Source organism: Paracnuella aquatica (assembly GCF_003332885.2).
Lineage (GTDB): Bacteria > Bacteroidota > Bacteroidia > Chitinophagales > Chitinophagaceae > Flavisolibacter > Flavisolibacter aquaticus.
The window spans coordinates 1-21,461 of the sequence record NZ_QOWJ01000002.1; the positions used below are offsets into that span (position 1 = coordinate 1).

Annotated in this window: 14 protein-coding genes; 6 read left to right on the top strand and 8 right to left on the bottom strand. The window is 49.7% G+C overall.

Annotation, left to right across the window (positions count from 1 at the left end; all coding sequences use genetic code 11):
• Positions 1-234 precede the first annotated feature (234 nt).
• Entirely contained in the window at positions 235-1,449 is a 1,215-nt protein-coding gene (locus tag DRJ53_RS04750; protein WP_114234466.1) for an acetyltransferase domain-containing protein, read from the bottom strand.
• A gap of 222 nt (positions 1,450-1,671) precedes the next feature.
• Here DRJ53_RS04750 and DRJ53_RS04755 point away from each other — a divergent pair, with 222 nt between their 5' ends.
• Entirely contained in the window at positions 1,672-2,373 is a 702-nt protein-coding gene (locus tag DRJ53_RS04755; RefSeq protein WP_123893364.1) for a hypothetical protein, read from the top strand.
• Between the two features lie 280 nt (positions 2,374-2,653).
• Here the strand turns inward: DRJ53_RS04755 and DRJ53_RS04760 are convergent, their stop codons facing one another.
• From DRJ53_RS04760 to DRJ53_RS04770, 3 genes are all read right to left on the bottom strand, one after another.
• Complete coding sequence (locus tag DRJ53_RS04760; RefSeq protein ID WP_114234468.1) at positions 2,654-3,646, bottom strand: SMP-30/gluconolactonase/LRE family protein; 993 nt, start codon at positions 3,644-3,646, stop codon at positions 2,654-2,656.
• 688 nt (positions 3,647-4,334) lie between these two features.
• A complete protein-coding gene (locus DRJ53_RS04765; RefSeq protein ID WP_114234469.1) occupies positions 4,335-7,622 on the bottom strand; it encodes a VPS10 domain-containing protein in 3,288 nt (1,095 codons plus the stop codon).
• 204 nt (positions 7,623-7,826) lie between these two features.
• Positions 7,827-8,150, bottom strand: a complete 324-nt coding sequence (locus tag DRJ53_RS04770; RefSeq protein ID WP_114234470.1) for a GIY-YIG nuclease family protein — start codon at positions 8,148-8,150, stop codon at positions 7,827-7,829.
• A gap of 340 nt (positions 8,151-8,490) precedes the next feature.
• Here DRJ53_RS04770 and DRJ53_RS04775 point away from each other — a divergent pair, with 340 nt between their 5' ends.
• From DRJ53_RS04775 to DRJ53_RS04785, 3 genes are all read left to right on the top strand, one after another.
• Complete coding sequence (locus tag DRJ53_RS04775) at positions 8,491-9,237, top strand: RNA polymerase sigma-70 factor (RefSeq protein WP_241558456.1); 747 nt, start codon at positions 8,491-8,493, stop codon at positions 9,235-9,237.
• Positions 9,234-10,223 carry a FecR domain-containing protein gene (locus DRJ53_RS04780; protein WP_114234472.1) on the top strand — a complete coding sequence of 330 codons (990 nt, stop codon included), beginning with the start codon at positions 9,234-9,236 and terminating at the stop codon, positions 10,221-10,223. The genes DRJ53_RS04775 and DRJ53_RS04780 overlap by 4 nt, the downstream gene beginning before the upstream one ends.
• Before the next feature lie 281 nt (positions 10,224-10,504).
• Positions 10,505-12,331, top strand: a complete 1,827-nt coding sequence (locus DRJ53_RS04785; RefSeq protein WP_162303801.1) for an LA_2272 family surface repeat-containing protein — start codon at positions 10,505-10,507, stop codon at positions 12,329-12,331.
• Positions 12,332-12,827: 496 nt separating this feature from the next.
• On the opposite strand, the gene DRJ53_RS04790 is transcribed toward DRJ53_RS04785, so the two are convergent.
• Entirely contained in the window at positions 12,828-13,085 is a 258-nt protein-coding gene (locus tag DRJ53_RS04790) for a hypothetical protein (RefSeq protein WP_123893368.1), read from the bottom strand.
• Positions 13,086-13,092: 7 nt separating this feature from the next.
• Between DRJ53_RS04790 and DRJ53_RS04795 the strand changes: the two genes are divergently transcribed.
• Positions 13,093-15,417: a TonB-dependent receptor gene (locus DRJ53_RS04795; RefSeq protein ID WP_114234749.1), complete on the top strand. Its 2,325-nt coding sequence runs from the start codon at positions 13,093-13,095 to the stop codon at positions 15,415-15,417.
• A gap of 21 nt (positions 15,418-15,438) precedes the next feature.
• The gene (locus tag DRJ53_RS04800) at positions 15,439-16,146 is read left to right on the top strand and encodes a head GIN domain-containing protein (protein WP_114234475.1); all 708 of its coding nucleotides are present in this window, start codon (positions 15,439-15,441) and stop codon (positions 16,144-16,146) included.
• 403 nt (positions 16,147-16,549) lie between these two features.
• Here the strand turns inward: DRJ53_RS04800 and DRJ53_RS04805 are convergent, their stop codons facing one another.
• The 3 genes from DRJ53_RS04805 to DRJ53_RS04815 all read right to left on the bottom strand — a co-directional run bounded on the left by DRJ53_RS04805 (position 16,550) and on the right by DRJ53_RS04815 (position 21,288).
• On the bottom strand, positions 16,550-17,590 hold the full coding sequence (locus tag DRJ53_RS04805; RefSeq protein WP_114234476.1) for a PAS domain-containing sensor histidine kinase: 1,041 nt from the start codon (positions 17,588-17,590) through the stop codon (positions 16,550-16,552).
• Positions 17,591-18,005: 415 nt separating this feature from the next.
• Positions 18,006-20,468 (bottom strand): DUF5916 domain-containing protein, encoded by a 2,463-nt coding sequence (locus tag DRJ53_RS04810; RefSeq protein WP_114234477.1) that lies wholly within the window; start codon positions 20,466-20,468, stop codon positions 18,006-18,008.
• A 238-nt stretch (positions 20,469-20,706) separates the two neighbouring features.
• Entirely contained in the window at positions 20,707-21,288 is a 582-nt protein-coding gene (locus DRJ53_RS04815; protein WP_114234478.1) for a nuclear transport factor 2 family protein, read from the bottom strand.
• Between the last annotated feature and the right edge of the window lie 173 nt (positions 21,289-21,461).

A 21,461-nucleotide genomic window follows, 5' to 3' on the forward strand; every position in this document is an offset into this window, starting at 1 on the left:
TGTACAAAAAAACTAAACCAATAGCCAACCAAAGAAAGCAAACAGTATAGAAGTAAACCACAACAAAAAGAAAACCACCGCAATAATCAAAAATGCAAGTCTAAAGGACAGCTAAAATGGAACGATGGTTTACTACAGTTGCTTGAGAAAAGCCCAATAGTGATACAGAACGTATAAGTGTGCGACGCAACCGGTGCCGGATAGCCATACAAAAGCCGGTTACAAAAACACCACTTACAAATAACTCAGCCACCACCAATCCTTGCGCTTTTTCAGGTTGCCGTACCACAGGCACAGCGGGTACAACAGGGCCACCACGGCCAGCCACGTAAGGTAAACCTGCCACAGGTGCAGCCCCACACCCGGCACCACAAATTTGAAGGGCACACCTTCGGCGCCTTTGAGGCCCTCGGCAATGGTGCCGCCCTTGGCCAGAAATATCATCGCCGCAATCCCGTGCAGGATGTAAAAATGCAGGATGTAGTAAAAAAACGGCACGCGGCCAAACACCGTGGTGATGCGGGTAAATGCATTGCGCCAGCCATCGGCAAGGGCCAGCAGGAGCAGCGCCGGCCCCAGCGTCATGCAGGTAAACAGCAATGAAGGCGGGTATTTTTGGGTGTTCACAAACGACAGTGCCGTACGCAGCCCATTGGCCTGCGGTGCCCAGGGTAGCGGATCGCCATAGGCATTGGTGGCCCGCAGCAGTATAAACAACAGCACTGCACCAGCCCCCAACCCGGCCAGCCATTTGCGCCGCAGCGCCGCTTCCAGTTGATATAGTTTTCCCAAACAATAGCCCAGCAGCATGATGCCCGTCCAGGGTAAAAACGGGTACAGGATGCCCAGCACATGTCCGTTGCCAAACGGGATAAAGGCCTGCCGGTGCAGCAAACTATACAGCAGGTTTTGCGGTGCCTGCCCCGCAGCTTCGGCGCCGTCCAGCGCATTGTGGCCCAGCAAAATAAGGGCGCCCAGTGCCAGCAACACACCAAAAGGCAGCCAGATAAGACCCGCAAGGATGACCATCGAAATGCCGATAGCCCAGATGACCTGGAGGAAAATAAAAGTCCAGCCGGGATCGAATGAAATGCCAAAAGTGACCAGGGTGATTTCCACCAGGATCAGCCACAGACCGCGTTTTAATAAAAATGCACTGAGCTGGCCCTTGCTTTTGCGGCGGCTTTGCAAATAAATGGAAGTGCCCGAAAGGGCCACAAATACCGGTGCACAAAAATGCGTGATCCAGCGGGTGGCAAAAAGCCAGGGCGTGGTGGTTTGCAGGTTGGCGGGATCTTCGGTGAGGGCGCCAAAATGCAGCAGGTCGCGGGCATGATCGAGTGCCATGATGATCATAACCAGTCCGCGCAGCGCATCGATGCTGCTGATACGGTAGTTGCGTAAAACGGGCGGCGGTGCGGGGGGTGTGCTCAAAGCAGTGGCTTGCATGTGTGGGCAGTTGTGTTGTTTAGTTGGCGGTGTGCTACCAGGCTGGTGCTGTCGTCGGTTGCTATAAATGTAGTTGTTTACCCGCCGGGCTGCAAGCCGGTTTTGCCCTGCTCTGTTTTCTTTTTAAAAAAGCCTGCGGCAAAATTTAAGGCCGGCAGGCCGGGCGGTGCCTACCTTTGTGGCGCCGGGGCCGAGCTGCGGCTTTTTTCCAATTACAGATACATGAGTGAAACAACTTTACGCGGAACCATTTCTTTTGTACACTACGATAAACATTTTGCCACCATCGATTACGATGCGAAAGGCAAGGCAAAGACTGTGAACTTTAAAACCCGTGGCAAGGATGAAGGTCAGAAGTCGCAGCATTACCGGGTGGGCGACGAGGTAACTTTCGAGCTCAGGCTCACCGACCGCGGCGACCGCATGACGGCGCATAATGTGCGGGTGCTGTTTAACCCACTGCTGGAAAAACTGGTGCAAAAATCAAGACACGAAAACCGCTTTTCGGGCTATTTGAAAAAGGTGGATGATGCGCTGTTTATTAAAGAAGTGGAAACCTACCTGTTTTTTCCGCTGCAGCTTTCGCCGTGGGAAACACATCCTTCGGAGGCATCGTTCAATACGCCTTATTCGTTCCGGCTGGTGAATGCAGACAAACAAAAAACCATTGCTGCGGAGCTGGCTTTCCCGGTGTACAAACCCGAGTACCGCCAGGCCGAAGCAGCCATGGAAGCTAAAAAAACATTGAAGGCCGTGGTCACCAAAGTATCTCCCTACGCGGTGTATGTAAGCCTGTTCGATGGCGCCATGCAAAGCAAAATGCCGCTGCCCGCCGAAGGGCTGAACGACCTGAAAGTGGGCGACGAGTTGGAAGTACGCATTAGTTATTTAAGCCCGCAAAAAGTGGTGGTGGTAAAAGCGTAGTTATGTTTTAGCAGACTATCTGCATTCATATATAATCGTCAGGGTCTGTATGTTGTCATGCTGAGCGCAGCGAAGCATCTGAATGTTGTAGAAAAAGAATTGATCAATTACCAGCAGACTTCTTGTTAACCCAAAATTTGTGCAGGTGCAGGCTCAGATCCTTCGCTGCGCTCAGGATGACAGGCAAAGAGGATGACGATGTTTTAACGGAATATCATTAGCACATACATAAAAAAATCCCCGCCATAACGCGGGGATTTTTTTATGACGTAAAACAAGATTAAAACGGCCTTGTATCAGACAGCGGCACTTGTTGGATGTTGAATACATCGCGGCCGGTGGCCCGCTGGTTGAGGTAGGCGTACAGCACATACACGTTCTTGCCATCGCTGGTGGCCGTGGTAGGAAATACGGCGCCGGTGGCATAAGTATCGGTTTGCGTGGCGCTTGCCCATTTATTGGTGGTAGTAAACGATTGCACCCGGGCCGCATCGGTACCGCCGGCATTGCTCACTACAATCAATTGTTTGCCATCCTTGCTCAGCAGCAGCCCATCGGGGCCGGCCAGCGGTGCATACAGCTGCACTATGCTGTATTGCGCAGGGTCTTTTGCATTAAACTTGATCACCTGGTTGCGGGCACTGAATGCCACCAGCAGGTAACCGCCGCCATCGGTGCCCCATTCAATGCCGTTAAATCCAAAACCGCTGGTCAGGGCAAACGCATCGCTTTGGAAAAAAATACTCGCCTGGCCATCGGGGGCTATTTTATAAATAATGGGACTGGCCGAGTTGGTAACATAAGCATTGCCCTGTGGGTCCAGCGCCACATCGTTGATAAAGAGCGGTGCGCCGGGAGCCAGTGCCGCCAGGTCGGCATACCAAAGGCGCTGGCCGGTGCGGAGGTCGTATGCACCAACGCCGCCCACATTGTTCGTCACCAGCAGGCGTTTGCGGGCAGCGTCGAGCTCCAGACCGTTAGTGGCCACCAGCGTTGGGTCGTCGATGAACGTCGTGTAGCTGCCATCAGTTTTTACAATGCCAATATCGCCGCGGGTTAGCGAGCTTACATAAAACCAGTCGTTGAACGGGTCGTACACCACGCCTTCAGGAAAAAGGTTGGTTTGGGTAAAATCAATGCGTTGGGCGGTGGTGGCTTTTTTCTTTGCTGCCGAAAGGGTTTCGGCAGCTGTGGTGATTTCACTTTGTTGCGCTTCGCGGCTGCAGGAAGCCAGCAGCAATGTAGCTGCCAGTGCCAGGCTCATTTGCTTCATGTAGGTATTGTTTAAGGGTGAAAATGATTTGTTTCAGAAAGGCATGGAGTATTGTGCCAGCAACAATTTGCAGACCACTGAAGCGTAGTAAAGCCGGTTGGGTTTTTCCACTCTTTTCATGCTCAGCTATATTGGTAAATGGTTGTGTGCACAATCAATCATAACAACTAATGGCCAAATCGGTTGGGTGGGTAATGATTGAGTGCAAAAAAGATTTTTACTAACAAGCGGTTCTATTGGTTTTTCGGCGCAGGTAGTCTTTTGCCTTTGTCATCCTGAGCGCAGCGCGTTGATCTGAGTTTTCAATGTCCGATAAACTGCTATGGTGATGGCATTTTCAATTTGATTCTTCTCTCCTATGTTAGCTCAGATCCTTCGCTGCGCTCAGGATGACAGGCTAAGTGTATTATTCAATGTCATATTCCGACTGCATAATGACTCCACCCTTTCAATTTGCTGAGATCAAATTTTCTTATTACAAGAGACTTCAAGCATACCGGACTTGTTTTGGTATCACCTTCAAACCTCAGAGATTTCCGAATATGTAGGAGATGCCGAAACAAGTTCGGCATGACAGTTCTTTCGGGCACCAAACCACGCTTTATTTGAAAATATTCAGGAGCTACAACCGCACACAAAAATGCGCCCCGCAATTGCGGGGCGCATTTTTTAAAAGCTTTCAATCATTTTACTGCACCGGCGTGTACTCTTTAAACAGGCCCAGTTTTGTTCCTTCCACCAACTGGCGGTAAGGTTTCCAGGCGCTTTCATAAAACCGGTTGATGCGGGCAACGGCAGTGCCTACCATTGCTTCGGCGTTGCGCACCAGCACGGCTTCCTGCTCGGCAGGTGCCACGCTTTTACCCAAAATATACTGCTGCGCGGTTTGCAGGCTATTCATCACCGTTACCTGCTGCGGGCGGAAAATGCCCTGTTTGTCGGTAGTGCGGCCGTTCACAAACTCGCGGATGTTTTTGAGCGAATCCTGCAGGCGGGTGGTGAGTTTGCGTACTGAGTCCGCATCCTTTCCTTCCAGGCCACGCAGTTGCGCCTGCATTTTGGTGAGCACTTCTTCCCAGTCGCGGAGGCCATCCATAGCGGTTGCTAGGCGTTCGGTGCTTTTACGAAGGCGCTCCACTTCACGGCGCTGTGCCTGCAGCACGGCACCATCGCGGCTGATCCGCGGATCGTCTTTGATGGTGATCATGGTCGAGTCCTTTTCAGCACCCATTTGCAACACTACTTTATACTTGCCAGGCAACACGGAGAGGCCGCCGGGTTCGGGTGCATTGGGCCTTGGCTTGGGCGCATTGGGGTTGCGGATGCCCCGCTCCTCCATGCCCCACCAGCCACGGTTAAAGCCTGTATCGGCTTTCCATTTCAGGTTGCGAATGATTTCGTTGCGGTCGTTGTAAATGCGCACCTGCACCGAGTCGGTCACGGTTTTGGCGGCAGCACTGTCCATACGGGCACCGGCCGCTCTTTGGCCGGCAAAAAGAATACTGTCTTCGCCCTGCACCGGCTTTTCCAACACCGGTTTTGTAGCACTGGCGTTGCGTACCACTGCGCCCTTGCCCGATGTTTTTGCAGCAACTGGCTGTTTAGCCGCTACCGGCGATTGTACCAAAAATGAAATGGCAGCACCACGCGGACGGTTCTCAGCATCATAGAGACCATAGGTGCTCCACTCGTAGCCGGGAGCAGCTCGGTAGCTGGCCAGGTAGGCATCAGGGGCAGGGAAAACAGTGAGCCGGCGGCCGGCAATATTGTTGGCTGCAGCCATGCGGCGCAGGGGCCTGATGTCATCGAGCACCCAAAGCGACCGGCCAAACGTGGCAATGGCCAGGTCGGCCTCCCGCTCCTGGATGGCCAAGTCGTAGGTAGACACAGAAGGGTATCCGTGTTTCCATTGCTCGAATGTTGCTCCATTATCCAGCGACACCCACAAGCCATTTTCGGTACCCAAAAATATCAGGTTCGGCTCTTCGGGGTCCTGCAACACGGTCAGCGCATAACCAGCCACTTTCTGCTCATTTACCACCCGGCTCCAGGTGCGGCCATAGTCGGTGGTGCGGAACACATAGGGCTTGAAATCGCCGCGGCGATAATCGTTGACCACCACCAGTGCTTCGCCGGCATTGTGCCGCGAGGCACGGATCTGCGGGATCCAGGCGCCTACCGGCATGCCCGGAATTTTACCCCTGAAGTTGGTCCAGGTCTTACCACCGTCGCGGGTCAGTTGCACATTACCGTCATCGGTGCCCACCCAAATAACGCCCTGCTCTTTATACGAAGGTGCAATGGTGAGGATGGTATTGAAATTTTCGGCGCCGGTCACGTCAAGCGTAAGGCCGCCGTTTTCTTCCTGCTTTTGCTGCTCGGGGTTGTTGGTCGTCAGGTCGGGCGAAATGATTTCCCAACTGGCGCCTTTATTGGTGCTTTTATATAAAAACTGGCTGGCAAAATAAACGGTTCCCTTTTGCAGCGGGTCCACCGCAATGGCCGAGTTCCAGTTAAACCGCAGTTGCGTTGCTGTGTCCAGCGCCGGCGGCTTAATGTTCCAGCGTTCGCCGGTTTGGTAATTGTATCGGCCCAGGTAGCCCATCTGGCTCATGCTGTACACCCAGGATGGATCCTGCGGATCGGGCACTACATCGAAGCCATCGCCACCACCCACGTTTTGCCAGTAATAGTTGCGAATCCCGCCATTCATCCAACTATATGCCGGACCATGCCAGCTGCCATTGTCCTGCATGCCGCCCATGACATTGTAGGGAACTTGGTCGTCGACATTGATGTGGTAAAACTGGCCCACAGGCAGCTTTTCGTCAAACACCCAAGTTTGGCCGCGGTCGCGGCTGATGCCGATGCCACCGTCGTTTCCTTCAATGATAAAGTTGGGATTAGTGGGATGGATCCACCAGGCGTGGTGGTCGGGGTGGATGCCGGAATACGGCAGCATGGTTTTAAAATTGCGGCCGCCGTCTTCGCTATACGTTACCGTTGAATGAATGTCGTAAATGCGGTTTTCGTTTTGGGGGTCCACATAAATTTCCTGGTAGTAAAAAGGCCGGTCGGTTACTTCATCAGGCTTGTTGTTGACTAACGTCCAAGTGGCCCCGCCGTCGTTGGAAGCATACAACCCGTTTTTGGCAGCTTCTACTTTTGCATATACGCGGCTGGGCATGCTGCGGGCAAAGGCTACGCCGATGCGGCCCAACTCGCCGGCAGGCAGGCCGTCTTTGGGCTCCAGCTTTTTCCAGTTGCGGCCACCATCAATGGTAATGTAGAGGCCACTGCCCTTGCCACCGCTTTTAAAACTATACGGCGTGCGGCGGTGCTGCCACATGGATGCAATCAGCTTGTTGGGGTTCGATGGATCCATCACCAGTTCGGCTGCGCCGGTGGTATCGTTTACATACAAAATGCGGTTCCAGGTTTCACCGCCGTCGGTTGATTTGTACACACCTCTTTCGGCATGTTCTGCATAAGGGTTGCCGATGGCCGCGGCATATACCGTTTGCGGGTTGGCCGGGTCGATCACAATGCGGTGAATGTTGCGTGTTTTTTCGAGGCCCATGCGCTTCCATGTTTTGCCACCGTCGAGGCTTTTGTAAATGCCCTCGCCAATGTTCAGCGAGTTGCGCGGGTTGCCTTCGCCGGTGCCCACCCAAATAATGTTCGGATTGCTTTGCTGAATGGCCAGCGAGCCGATGTTGAGCGTGGGCTGCTCATCGAAAATGGGCGTCCATGCGGCGCCGGCATTCTCGGTTTTCCACACACCGCCCGATGCGGCACCCACGTACCAGGTATCGGGTTGGTTGTGCACCACGTCGATAGAGGTGATGCGGCCGCTCATCCCCGCAGGACCGATGTTGCGGGGTTTCCATGATTTTAGTTGCGCAATGGATGGTTTCTGTGCCGATGCGCCCAGGCATAGCAACAGCAAAAGGGTCAGCGTAGCTGTAATTCTCATGCGATTTTTTTTACATGGTAAACATAAAGCAAACAGCGGCCGCAGCAAAAAGGGAATGATGAAGGGAAATGGAGAGTTGTTGCAACTGCATTGGCTTCTTGCCTTTGTCATCCTAAGCGCAGCGAAGGATCTAAGCTTATTAATTGCAGCCTTCGCAGTAGCAGGAAAGTAATTTTGAATTAAAAACCCTCAGCGCCCCTACAGTTAATATTTCGGCGGCCACTCGCCAAACACTTCCTCATTAAGAAATTTCCATTCAGGGTTGAAGCCACTAATCAAGTCACACTTTTTCTTTCTCACCCAACCCTTTATTTCTTTTTCCCGCAAAATAGCTTGGTCAATATGAGTATGTGCTTCATAAAATAAAAGAAAATGAACCCGGTATCTTCCGGTAAAGGTTTGGGGCTCGCCCCTGCCTTTCCAATGCGTGATTATTCTTTCGTGCAGGTTATTGGTGACGCCGGTATACAACACGGTTTTTTGCTGATTGGTGAGGATGTAAACATAAAACGAGTAGCCACGATTCATGCTGGTTTTGGTTTGAAGTAAGATATTAGCGGAGCAGCGCTTTTGCAATAGTGGATATGCATTGGGTGGTATTTACCGCTCCTATTTTAGGGATTTCTTTGGAACTAAGCTCAGATCCTTCGCTGCGCTCAGGATGACAAAAGCAAGAAGCTGCAACGACAGAAACAGGCGACATAATTCCTTTGTGTTCCTCCGTGCTCTTCGTGCCTCCGTGGTTCAATTCCGTGCCCGGTCAGCCCGTTCATAACATTACCGCCGCCAGAGAAAATTTTTCTGATAAAATTTGCGGCGGTAAATAGGGGTAAAGCGCTGCTCAGTTGTAGTTAAAGAAAAAACCGTTTTGGCCCAGCCCGTTTTACATATACCCATTTACCCGCGGCTGCACATGGAGGTAAACGACACGGCACTCGTTGCTCAACTGGCAAAGCGGAACGAAGCTGCTTTTGAACAGGTTTTTAAAACGCATTTTAAGAGCCTCCATGCCTACGCCTGCTCCATACTTAAGGACGATGCAGCGGCTGAAGAAGCGGTGCAAAACGTGTTTTTTAAACTGTGGGACCGCTCCGATAACCTCACCATTTCCGGATCGCTGGCGGCTTACCTGTACCGGGCTGTAAACAACGAAAGCCTGAACCAGCTAAAACACCAAAAGGTGCGGGCCAACCATGCATTGCACGTAGCGTATATTGCACCAACGCACCGCGAAACGCCATCAAAAACCCTGCAGGCAAAAGAGCTGGAAGGCCGGCTGCACAAAGCCCTGAACGAGTTGCCCGAGCAGTGCCGTACCATTTTCCAGATGAGCCGTTTTGAAGAACTGCGCTACCGCGAAATTGCAGATCGGTTAGGCCTCTCCGTTAAAACCGTGGAGGCGCAAATGGGCAAGGCATTGCGGGTGCTGCGCGAAAAACTGGCCGACCTGCTGCCACTCATCATCTGGCTGTTGCTAACCCTTGTGCCGCTGGCAGCAAAAACCGCCAGGCCACAAAAACGGCAGGCTATTCATAAGTCTTCGTGCAACTTTGTTCCTTCGTGCCCCAGTGGTTCAACTTCCCTTTTCCCTAACCCTAAAAAACAGACCAGTTGAGCCCACAATACAACGATATGATGCAGGACCTGCTGGTTAAATTGCTGCTGGGAGAAGCCACACCGGAAGAGCAGGCCACCGTGCAGGCATGGATTGCAGCTAGTGAGGAAAACAACCGGATTTTTTTACAAACAAAAAAACTGTGGGAAGAAAGCCGGCAACTGGCCGCAACCCGCCCCATTGATGTGGATGCTGCATGGCTGCGCATGCAACAACGGCTGCAGCCAAAAGATACAGCCCCGGTAGTGCCGGTAAAAAAAGCATTCAACTATTCGTGGCTGCGTATTGCGGCACTTTTTATTGTACTGGCTGGTGGCATTTGGTGGGCATTGAGCACCCAGCAGGAAGGCGCCGAACCGGTGCGCAGCCTGGCCCTGCAAACCACTACACAACCCATTAGCGATACGCTGCCCGACGGCTCCATTGTTACGCTGAATAAAGCATCACGCATCAATTATCCATCAAAGTTTAGTGGCAACACCCGCGCCATTGCGCTACAAGGCGAAGCGTTTTTTGATGTGGCACCGAACAAAGACCAGCCGTTTGTAATTACGGTAAACGATGTGACGGTACGGGTGGTGGGCACATCGTTCAACATCCGCAGCGAAGGGAGCAAAACCGAAGTGATTGTGGAAACCGGTATTGTGCAGGTGATGCGCCACAACAAAGTGGTGGAGTTAAAACCAAAAGAGAAAATTGTGGTGCAGCCGCAGGATTCTGTTTTGCAAAAAGAAGCGGTAGCCGACCAGCTGCATAATTATTACCGCACCAAGGAATTTGTATGCGACAATACACCACTTTGGAAGCTGGTGGAGGTGCTGAACGAAGCTTACGGCAGCAACATTGTAATTGGCCGCAACAGCCTGCGCAACCTGCCGCTGAATACTACTTTTTACAACGAGCCGCTGGATAATATTCTTACCGTAATCAGTGCAACATTTGACATTGAAGTGGTGCGCAAAGACGATGCAATTGTATTGCAATGATGATTGGCGCATTTTACAAAAGGTGCAGTTTGCCCGCTTTGTCATGCTGAGCGCAGCGAAGGATCTGAGCCAACAACAGGATGAAATCATCCAAAAAGAAAGATCATCATTGTAGCAATATGCTTGAGTAGGACAACTCAGATCCTTCGCTGCGCTCAGGATGACAAGGGCAAAAACCAAACTAATTGGAAAATGTAATCGTAGCAAAAATGCTGACGGCGCTACTTCAAAAACCTATTCTTCAAACAACCATGTTTTACCAAACATCCATAAAAAAATGCTTGTTGCTTGGGCTGGTACTGGCTGCTTATGTCACAGTATTTGCGCAAAGCAACCTCGATAAAGTAGTGCCGGTAAATGTTACCCGCCAGCGCCTCGACCAGGTGCTGGAAATACTGAGCAACCGCGGCAACTTTTATTTTTCCTACAACTCCAATATAGTCAAACGCGACAGCCTCGTAACACTGGCTGCAGCCAACCGTTCGGTGCGGCAAATACTCACTACGCTGTTTCCCCCCGATTATGAATTTCGCGAAAGCGGCAACTATATCATCATCCGCAAAGCACCGGTGAAACTTACCATTGTTACCAATAAAGCAGTTACAGTAGACAACCAATATATTGTTAGCGGCTATGTGCTCGACGACCATACCGGCATGCAAATACCCGATGCCAGCATTTATGAAAAACGGCTGCTTGTTTCTACAATGACCGATAGCAAAGGCTATTTTAAACTGAAGTTTAAAAACAAAGTGCAAACGGCTGCACTCACCGTAAGCAAAGAGTTTTACGAAGACACAACGGTGCTGATCGAGCCCCGGTACAACCAGCAAATAACGGTAACACTGCTGCCCGAAAGTGCGCCTGATATCACTATTGTAAAACCCGAAGATTATTTTGTACCTGACTCATTGCGGGTACGGGTTACCTCGCCTTCCGGCACCACCGAATATACGTATGTGCGACAGGATTCGGCACGGGTGGAGCAAACAAGAGCAGGTGCTTTCCTTGTTTCATCCAGGCAACGCATACAATCCCTCAACCTTAAAAAATTCTTTACCGACCGGCCGTTTCAAGTTTCACTCACACCGGGTTTGAGCACTCATGGCAAATTGAGCGGGCAGGTAATCAATAATTTTTCGTTCAACATATTGGGTGGTTATTCGGGTGGTGTAAATGGTCTGGAGATCGGCGGCTTGTTTAACATTGATAAAAAAGATGTGCGCTTTGTGCAAGTGGCAGGCCTGTTCAATATAGTTGGCGGACAGGTGCAAGGCCTTCAGGTGGGCGGCATTACCAACAATGTTTTGAACAACACCTATGGCCTGCAAATTGGCGGCGTTAGCAACTACGTTAAAGGCGATCTTGACGGGTTGCAAATTGGTGGCGTGTACAACCACGCAGCAGGTTTTGTAAAAGGCATGCAGATCGGTGGCGTGGGCAATTTTGCAAAAGAAAAAGTAAGCGGGATGCAGGTGGCCGGCGTGGGTAATGTGGCCAACCGCGACATGAGCGGCGTGCAGATCGGTGGCGTGTTTAACTACGCCAAACGCATGAAAGGCGTGCAGATTGGTTTGATCAACATTGCTGATACATCAAGCGGCTACAGCATTGGTTTGATCAACATCATCCTGAAAGGCTACCACAAGTTTGCGCTGTCATCGAACGAAGTGACAAATATAAACGCCGCTTTTAAAACCGGTAGTCATCGCCTGTACAGCATCCTGCAGGCAGGCATGAACATCAGCGAATGGAATGCAGATGCACTCAGTAAAGAACAGGCATACAGCTTTGGTTATGGCCTGGGCAGTGAGCTTTCGTTGGCCCGCTGGCTATCAATCAACCCCGAAGTAAGCGCCAACTATTTGTACCTGGGCGAATGGAAAGATTTTAATTTCCTGGGCAAAGCCGCAGTGAACCTCAACCTGCGGCTGGGCAAATATTTTTCCATTTTTGGCGGGCCGGTGTTCAACGTTTATTACACAGAGCAAACAAGCGGCGTTCCGGGTTATCGCTTTCCCATGCCGCCGTCAGGGTATAACAAATACCTGGTGGGCAAAGAGTGGCCGGGATGGATTGGCTGGAATGCAGGCATCCATATTTTTTAGCAATAAAGCCCTCACTTGATATATTAAAATGCAGTTGTATGAATAAGCGGGCTGTTTTACTGGATCAGCAAGAGGCGATTATTTATTGCTGCATGAAGCTTGTAGGTAAAACGTATGCACTGCATGCGCAGGTAACAATTAACATACATTCATCAGCTACATTCATCCGAAAGTCCATCATCCATCACATGGGCGTAGCCCATACCTGTTTGTAGCAAAAAATACAACAACAATTTTGAGTTGGGCATCGCCCAACCCTGCTGCGCCAATTAAACTGTTCGATACGTTCGTGTTGGGTTGGGCCATGCCCAACTGGCATCATTGATCTTGTTGCCGCTACCAACGGACATGGGCTACGCCCATGATGCAATTGCAAAAGGCTTGTAGCAGTGTGCATTTATAAGTATGAAAAACACATGGCATTTTGAAACTTGGCAGCAAATGCAGTTGTAACATCCCCCATTTCATTTCGCTTATCCAAACCATCTGCCGCTTGTCACAGAATACCGGAAAAAAGCATCTTTTCATGCGGTGCGCATAGGGGTAAAATAGCGTTGCGTTGTCGTTCTAATAAATACGCAATTACAATGACACCAAAACCAATACTGACACAACCCGCAACCATCGGCTCATCCGGCGCTTTCTGCCACTCAGGAAGCAACAGTGCCGCTCTATCCAATTTAACTTCTAAAAAGAAGTATGCGCTGTTTACTTTGAACCTACGGCAACACAAGCGCTTCAGCGCAACAACCAAAACGATTATGTTTTTTCTGTGCTTATTTTATTTGCAGGCATCTGCGCAAATTACCCAGTCGGTTCGCGGCACCGTTACCGATGCCGTATTGCAATCGCCTGTAGCGGGTGCTACGGTTACCATTGCGGCCCTGCAAAAAACAGTTACCACCGATGCGCAGGGAAGCTTTCGTTTTAGTGGTGTGCCTGTTGGTTCGCACCAGATCCAGGTTTCACACATCGGCTATCAATTACAAAGCCTCGACAACATCAACGTGATTGCAGGCAAAGAATCGGTACTTAATATTTCGCTGCAACACACGGTCCAATCGGAGCATGAAGTGGTGGTAAAAGCAGCAGGCAAAAAGAACCGTCCGCTCAACGATATGAGCACCGTAAGTGCCCGTGCATTTAGTGTGGAAGAAACACAGAAATATGCAGCCGCAGTAAACGATCCGCTGCGCATGGCCACCGGCTTTCCGGGTGTAATGGCTGCCGATGATGGCGCCAACAGCATCATCATTCGCGGCAATGCTCCTACCGGTTTGTTGTGGCGCATGGAAGGCATCGACATTCCCAACCCAAATCATTTCAGCGAAGCAGGCGCCAGCGGTGGCGGCATTTCCATACTAAGTGCACAACTGCTGGCCAACTCCGATTTTGTTACCGGCGCATTTGCATCGGAATACGGCAATGCACTGAGCGGCGTGTTTGACCTGAAGCTGCGCAAAGGCAATAACGAAAAACGTGAGTACACCTTGCAGGCTGGTTTGCTTGGATTGAACGCTGCTGCAGAAGGCCCGATCGCACCGTTTTACAAAGGTTCGTATGTCATCAACTATCGCTATTCAACCTTGCAATTATTGAGCAAACTGGGCCTGCCGGTTGACCAGGGCAGCAGCACCAATTTCCAGGATCTTTCTTACAACATCCACCTGCCAACTTACAAGCTGGGCACCTTTGGCATCTTTGGTTTTGGCGGCTTGAGCAGTGTAAACGATAAGGCGGTTGAAGATTCGGCAAAATGGGAAAACAGCTACGACCGCTATGCGTCTAAATTTATTTCCAACACGGGCATGAGTGGTGTTACGCACAGCATTTTGCTGGGGCAAAAAACACATGTTCGATCTGCGGTTGCTTATTCCATCAACAAGATTGGATACAACGAGTCGCACATTGAAGACGACCTTTCTGTAGCACCCAGTTATAAGGAAGCATACATCACCAAAAAGTGGACGGCTACCACCACTGCCAATCATAAGTTCAACAACCGGCACACGCTGCGTGCAGGAGCCATTGCCAACCTGATCAACTTTGATTTTTACCGCAAGTCGAAAGAAAATCCATTCGCAGAATTAAAAGAAACCATCAACACGCAAGGGCAAACACAAACAGTGCAGGGCTTTGCACAATGGCAATACAAACCATCCAATGCAATCACTTTCAATGCAGGTGCACATTATCTGGCCTTGTTGCTCAACAACACCAGTGCCATTGAACCAAGGGCTTCGGTAAAATGGGATGTGGGCCGCAGAACCAGCCTCTCAGTTGGATTTGGCCAACACAGCCAGATACAAGCACTCGGTGTATATTTTGCGCAGGTAGCTAATTCCAACGGCAGCGTTACACAACCCAATAAGGCCTTGGAGCTCACCAAGGCAAGGCATTATGTTTTATCGCACCAATATGCACTGGCCAAAAACCTGCGCCTGAAAACAGAACTGTATTACCAGCAACTGTTCAATGTGCCGGTAAGTGCTGATCCGGCAAAGACTTTTTCCACCCTCAACATTCAAAGCGACTATGTAACCGACCCGTTGGTGAACAAGGGCAAAGGCCGCAATTATGGTGTGGAAATTTCGCTGGAAAAATACCTGAGCAATCATTTTTATTACACGCTCAGTAACTCGTTGTACCAATCGAAATACACCGCTTCCGATGGTGTGGAACGCAACACCCGTTTTGCCGGAAACCACATCAGCACGCTGCTGGCGGGTAAAGAGTTTGTGCGCAGCAACGGCAACAAAACATACGGCATCAACATCAAAACCATTTATGCCGGCGGCCTGCGCACCACACCGGTTGACCTGGAGCGATCGAAGGCAGAAGGCTACACCATCTTTCGCGAAAAAGATGCATTCAGCCAGCAAAACAGTGCTTACTTCCGCACCGACCTGCGCCTCAGCATGAAATGGAACAAATCAAATCGCACCTCCACGCTATCATTGGACATACAGAATGTAACCAACCGGCTGAACACACATAGCCAGTGGTTCGACAGTGAAAAAGGCGAACTCGTTTACGCATACCAAACCGGCCTGCTTCCGGTACTCAATTACAAAATCGAATTCTAAACTTTTAAACAAAATAACATCATGAAAAATCTCAGTATTGCATTAATGGCCCTGGCATTGGGCTTTGCATCTTGCAAAAAAGTAGTTGGCGATGGGCCAATGGTTAATGAAACACGCAACGTTACCAACTTCACCGGCATCGACCTGCGGATGGGCGCCGATGTAAACTTTAAAATCGCACCGGAATTTAAAGTGGAAGTGCGGGCACAAGATGAAATTCTGCGGGTGCTGGACACTTATGTATCGGGTGAAAAACTGGTGATCAAATTTGAAAACGATGTGCGGGTAAGGTTGCACGATGGTGTATCGGTAACAGTAACGGCACCGAGCCTGCGTAGCCTGCGGGTAAGCGGCTCCGGCGACATCCGCACCACCGGCGATATTCAAAGCGCCGCTATGGAAATGGACATCAGCGGCTCGGGTGATATAGACATGCAACACCTGGCTACCGATTACCTCGATGCTACCATTAGCGGCTCCGGCGACATTAAAGTATTCAACGGCACCGCCACCGAAGAAAAGCTGAAGATCAGCGGCAGTGGCAGCATTAACCTGGCAGGTGTGGCAGCTAAAAATGTGCAAACCCGCACCAGCGGATCGGGTGATACAAGGCTACGGGTATCGGATAGGCTGGATGTAACAATTGCCGGCAGCGGCTCGGTTTATTATACCGGCACACCGGTAATCAATGCATCTATTTCCGGCTCGGGTAAAGTGCGTCAGCAGTAAATAAAAGGTTGGCGGTATTCATCAAAAAGCACAAAGAGGAAACTTCTTTAGTTTTCTTCTTTGTGCTTTTTTTTGCGCTGATCTTTATGGTTCAATCCTTCCATTTTACAATTGTAAAAACAACACTTGTATCAAATGTGATCGTGCAATCTTTTAGTTCATAGCGTGTTGCTGATGCTCATTACCTTTTAATAGTAAACGAACCGCAACAACCGCGATTTTTTTCAATAAAAGGGATAAAAAACGGCCGGGCTTGTTTGATTATTCAAATAAGTTTTTACCTTTACCTCGGTTTTTCATAGGATATTGGATTTTACACGAGGCTGGGTTTCTACCCGGCCTTTATTTTTTGCCATAAAAAAACCGGCAATGTGCCGGTTATGCTATAGATCTTCCAATGTATTTAATCCAACGGAATGATCACCGATATCAGACAGCCCTGCCCCGGTGCTGTATCTACATACACTTTACCATGATTGAGTTCGGCACGTTTGAAAATATTGTTTAGCCCCAACCCTCTTTTTACACCATTCGGATTAAAGCCTTTGCCATCGTCTTTTATTTCCATGTTGATGGCATTTTTGTCGGCCTGCAACGCGATATGAATGGAAGCTGCATCGGCATGTTTTACAATATTGTTCAACTGCTCCTGCATGATGCGGAATATGTTGGCAATAATGGCAATGGGCGCATTGTTCAATGCATCTTTGCCGGTAATGCTCAGGCGGTAATTAACACCGGTTGCCAGTTTTATTTCTTCCAGTGAGTTTTTTAACGACAATTCAAAATCGCTGAACGTAAGCGAGCCCGAACTAATGCGGTGACTGAGGTTCCGGATCTCGTTGATGCTTTCTTTTAAAATGGTGTATGCTTTCGATACAAAGGGCAGCGGCGTGTGGCCCTGCAGCTCCTGCTCCAGCAATAGTTTGCAGGTGGTCAGGTTCTGGTTGATGTTGTCGTGCAGTTCCGATGCAATTTCATCCCGTTCGCTGGCCCTTGCCGTTTCGATGGCGCGGTTCAGGGTGGAGCGGTTAACCGACTCCTGGCTCAACAGCTTTTTCAGCAAAATCTTTTTATCGGTAACATCTTCGCCAATGGTGATGATGCCTTGTACACTTCCGGCCTCATCGAGCATCAGGTTGCTGTTCCAGCTCACAAACAATACCCCGTCGTTAAAAGAGCGGATGCAATTTTCAAAATTGCCCATGATCTTTGTTTCCTGCCGCATAACCTGGTTGAAATAACTTTTTACTTCGTCCTTGTTTTCCGACACTACAAATTCATCGATCCAATCTTTATTCAGTACTGTTTCTTTTGCTGCGCCAATAAGCTGGCAACCCCATTGGTTGATGTAGGTTACCCGCCCGTCCACACCGATCACCAAAATGATCACGGGGGCTTTGTCGAGGATAGTTTGGGAAACCTGTATGTTGGGAAGCATCATTGCGGAGGATATTAGGTATACCGGATTTTCCACAAAAGTATATTTTCTTATAGAGAATTTTTTAATTTATATAGGCCGTTTTAAAAGAATTTATTAGCACTCAGCAGCTACAGCTGATAAAGCTATTCAATAACCGGAAAAGTTTTGACGAAAAAGCGATTTGTGTAACCCATTTTATGGATGAGCAAATAAATCCACAATGGATGAGCTGATTTACTCGCCTTTCCGTTTACAATTTTCCGGAATGCTGTTTGTACTTACCTCTTCGGTTTTTCATAGGATATTGGATTTTAGACCGAAGCCGGGTTTCTACCCGGCTTCTTGTTTTTATGATGGTGTATGCAAAAGGCTGTTCTAACGCATCGCTTTATCTGTTATAAAAGTTTTTATTGGGGCCTTGGTGCTCTTCTATTTTTTACAAGTTATTCTGCTTACGGCTCCTGCCTTTTTTCAAATCAAGATAGTCGAGGTAATACAGCACTTTAATGGACAGGTTGTTGTTTTGTGGTGCATCAATAGTGCGGCCCAAGTTGCGGAAGTATTTAAAGTTTACCGCATCGTTGGAACTGTAAATGGCATTCTTCCAAACAACATTGATAAAGCTGCCCGGTGCAAACTGCAACGTATAAATAGCATCGATGTTGAAGAAGTTGATGTTTTGGTATTGAATGGCAGTGCCGTTGGCTGCACGTTCTTTCAGGTGGCCATCGGCCTGCAACTGGTACAGTTGCTGCGGCTCCACTTTGCTCCAATAATGCCTTGCCCGGAACGTTATGCCCGACTTGTTGTTGAAATTATATTTAGCCCGCAAAATGTTTTCCCAGGTGAGGCGGTTGCGCCTTGAAAAAATAATCTCATCGCCATTGAGCTTGTAAAAGCCCGCTTCGTTTTTCGATGGTCCACCCATTACGGTATGCGTCAGCGAAAATTTATCGTTGAACCGGTAGCGTTGCTCCAGGTTGGCTTCTACAAGTTTACCCGAAAACATTTCCGGGAACGCCATGAATGTACCGGCACTTACATAATACTTTTTTGCGTTGTTGCTTTCCACCCACACGTTGTAGCGCCACGATGGCGGTGTGCGGTAAAAGCGGCCAGCAGTGCGGGCTTCGTAAAAATCGTTGCCGCTTGCATTGCGGCCTACAAATACACCGGCCCACCACAGGTTTTTGAATTGTATGTTGGCGTTTACATTGGTATAAAAAATCTGGTGGTCGCCGGGCTGAAACCTGCGGCTTAATGTAGCGTTGTAGTTTACCTGTATGCGGTTGTAAAAACTTTTGGGTTTCAGCCAGCGGTAGGCTGTCCAAAAGTAATGGTCCATGTAGTTGTTGTTGAACAGGATGCCCATGTCGTTGATGTCGTACTTGGCATCGGCCACTTCCTGCTGCAGTGTAAACAACCAGTTGCCGCCTGTTTTATTAAACGATACGTTGTGCGAATAGCCCGTGCTGCTTTTACCATTCACGTTAGTTAGGTGGCTGGCGGCAAATTTTCCGTACCAGTTAAAGCGGTTCTTTTTGTTGTTGATATCGAGTATCGCCGCACTTACATTGGCATCATAATCACTGCCACTGCGCAGCACATTGGTGTTAATAAACGACACCGATGAATTGTTCTTCAGCGTTTGATCCAGCACCATGATGTTGTAGTTGGTGAGCGGGCTTGTTTCCACGGTGCGGCTGTGTTTTGCATCATCTTCAATAGTGGCCCGCATGGGTTTGGTAATAGCATTGAAAAAACCAATACCCAGCCCGCCTTTGGTGCGCCCCGAAATTTTGGTGGCATTGAGCAGCTTGGCTTCCTGCGGGTTTTTTACAATGCGTTCGCCGCTGCCCAGCCTTCCTTCAACGTCATAATAATGCAAGGGCTGGCCGCCAATACGCCGCGAATAAAACAGGTTGCCTTTGCTGAACAGCTCGGTGCCTTCAGTAAAGAACGGGCGGTTCTCGTTGTACTTTACTTCAAACGGCGACAGGTTCAGTACCTGGTTGTCGCTTTGTACCTGGCCAAAATCGGGCACCAGTGTCATATCGAGGGTAAACGCATCGGAGATGCCGTATTTCACATCCATGCCGCCGTTTACCGAAGCGGTTACATTTTTACTGCCTGCGGCATTGGCCGGGTAATGATTGGCATACGCCGAAAAATAAGGCGACAGCGAAAGCCGCACCGGCGCTTTTATTTTGTCGATGCCCACCCAGCTTCCTTCCTGGCTCATAAAGTTGTTGATCTTCTGGTCCACCGGGCTCCACATGTATTGCTGGCCGCTTTTGTTGCGGCGGCGGGTAATGTTCAGCCCCCAGGTTTGGTTGGCGGCGCTGCTAAAACGAAGGGCCGAGTAAGGTATGCGCATTTCAAAACTCCACCCCCCTTCCATCAGCTTCGATTCCGAATCCCACACACCGTTCCAGCTGCCGTCTTCGCCGGCAGTGTTGGAGTATTTGGCATCAAACTGTTCGCCCAGCGGCGTTACATAAAATCCAAAGCCGTTGATCTTATCGTTGTACGTATCGAAAATAACACCCACAAAATCGTTTACGCCCACTACATCGCGGCCCACCAGTTCGGTAGATACGCTGTCTTTTGATTTTTCGTAGCAATAGCCGCCAATGTACACGGAGGTGTTATCGTACAGCAGGTAAATTTCGGTGCGGTTGGTGTTGTCTTCGGGCTTTCCGGCAGTGGGCCGCCACTCTACAAAGTTGGTAGCAGGCTGCGCGGCTTTCCACAGCGCCTCATCGGGTACGCCGTCAATTTTAGGCACGGCCACGGTACGCACAGCGGGTAGTTGCCTGGCCACCCGGGGCGCATCCTGGCCTTGTACACCAAACGAAAAAAGCAGCAAGGCAAATAATAGCAAGGCACTGAATCGCATAACAGAACAGCAGGTTTTTGTTGGCAGCGGAATCCTGCATTTATAACGGCAAATAGAGCACAGGGGTTACTGTGCTGGAGCAAAATAGACCGCCTGTTTGCCAAGCGGCAAACTACCCGGATAAATGGCAAACGGCGGTGGACAATGGCGGCCCGCCAACAAATGATGAGTGCCCTACAACACCAAAATTTGCAGCACTAAATAAGTGCTGCATTTGCATAAAAATAAATTGACCTGTTTACTGTTGTGCGGCTTTGCCTTGGTACAGCCGCAAAAAATCGATCTTACCATCCTTATTGATGCGCCAGATGTGGTGAAACTCTAACCGGTTGGTGGTACCGCCCGAATTGCCCCAAACCAGCACCCAGTCTTCCATGCGGTCGGTGCTGCGCATGGGCACCACTGCCGATATATTGATGGTCATATCGGGTTCGCTGGTACGCATTTGTTTAAAGGCACCCGTCAATGCTTCAATACCCCGCACCGTAGTACCATCGGGGAAAAATACAATGGCGGTATCGGCAAAAGCATCGGACATGGAAAAAAGATTGGTTTCATAATCCTTGATCAGGTTCAGCACCATGCGGCTGTGTGCCGGGTTGCCCATGGCAAACTTGCCGGAGTAAGTAGGCACATAAGGGAGTGCGCTGTTGTTAGCTGTTTCCATGCGGGCAGCCGGCATGGCCTCTTTTGCGCCTTTGGCTTTTGCTTTTGTTTTTTCTTTGGCAACAGGGTTGGTGCCGCCGCTTTGCTGGCTATAAACTGTTGTGCCGGTGCCGAGGCTTGCTGCCGCCAGCAGAACAAATAAGAGCTGCTTCATGTGTTTTTGTTTATGGTGAAAAAAGAATGGACAGTTTTGAAAAAGGCACGGGCTAAAAGCGTAGCAGGCAGGAAAGGATCACCGATTAAATTACCCTCTTTTTTTACCGATTGCAAGCAGGGCTATATTGTTTACGGCAACGTTATTGGGGATGTACAAATGATTGCAGCGCA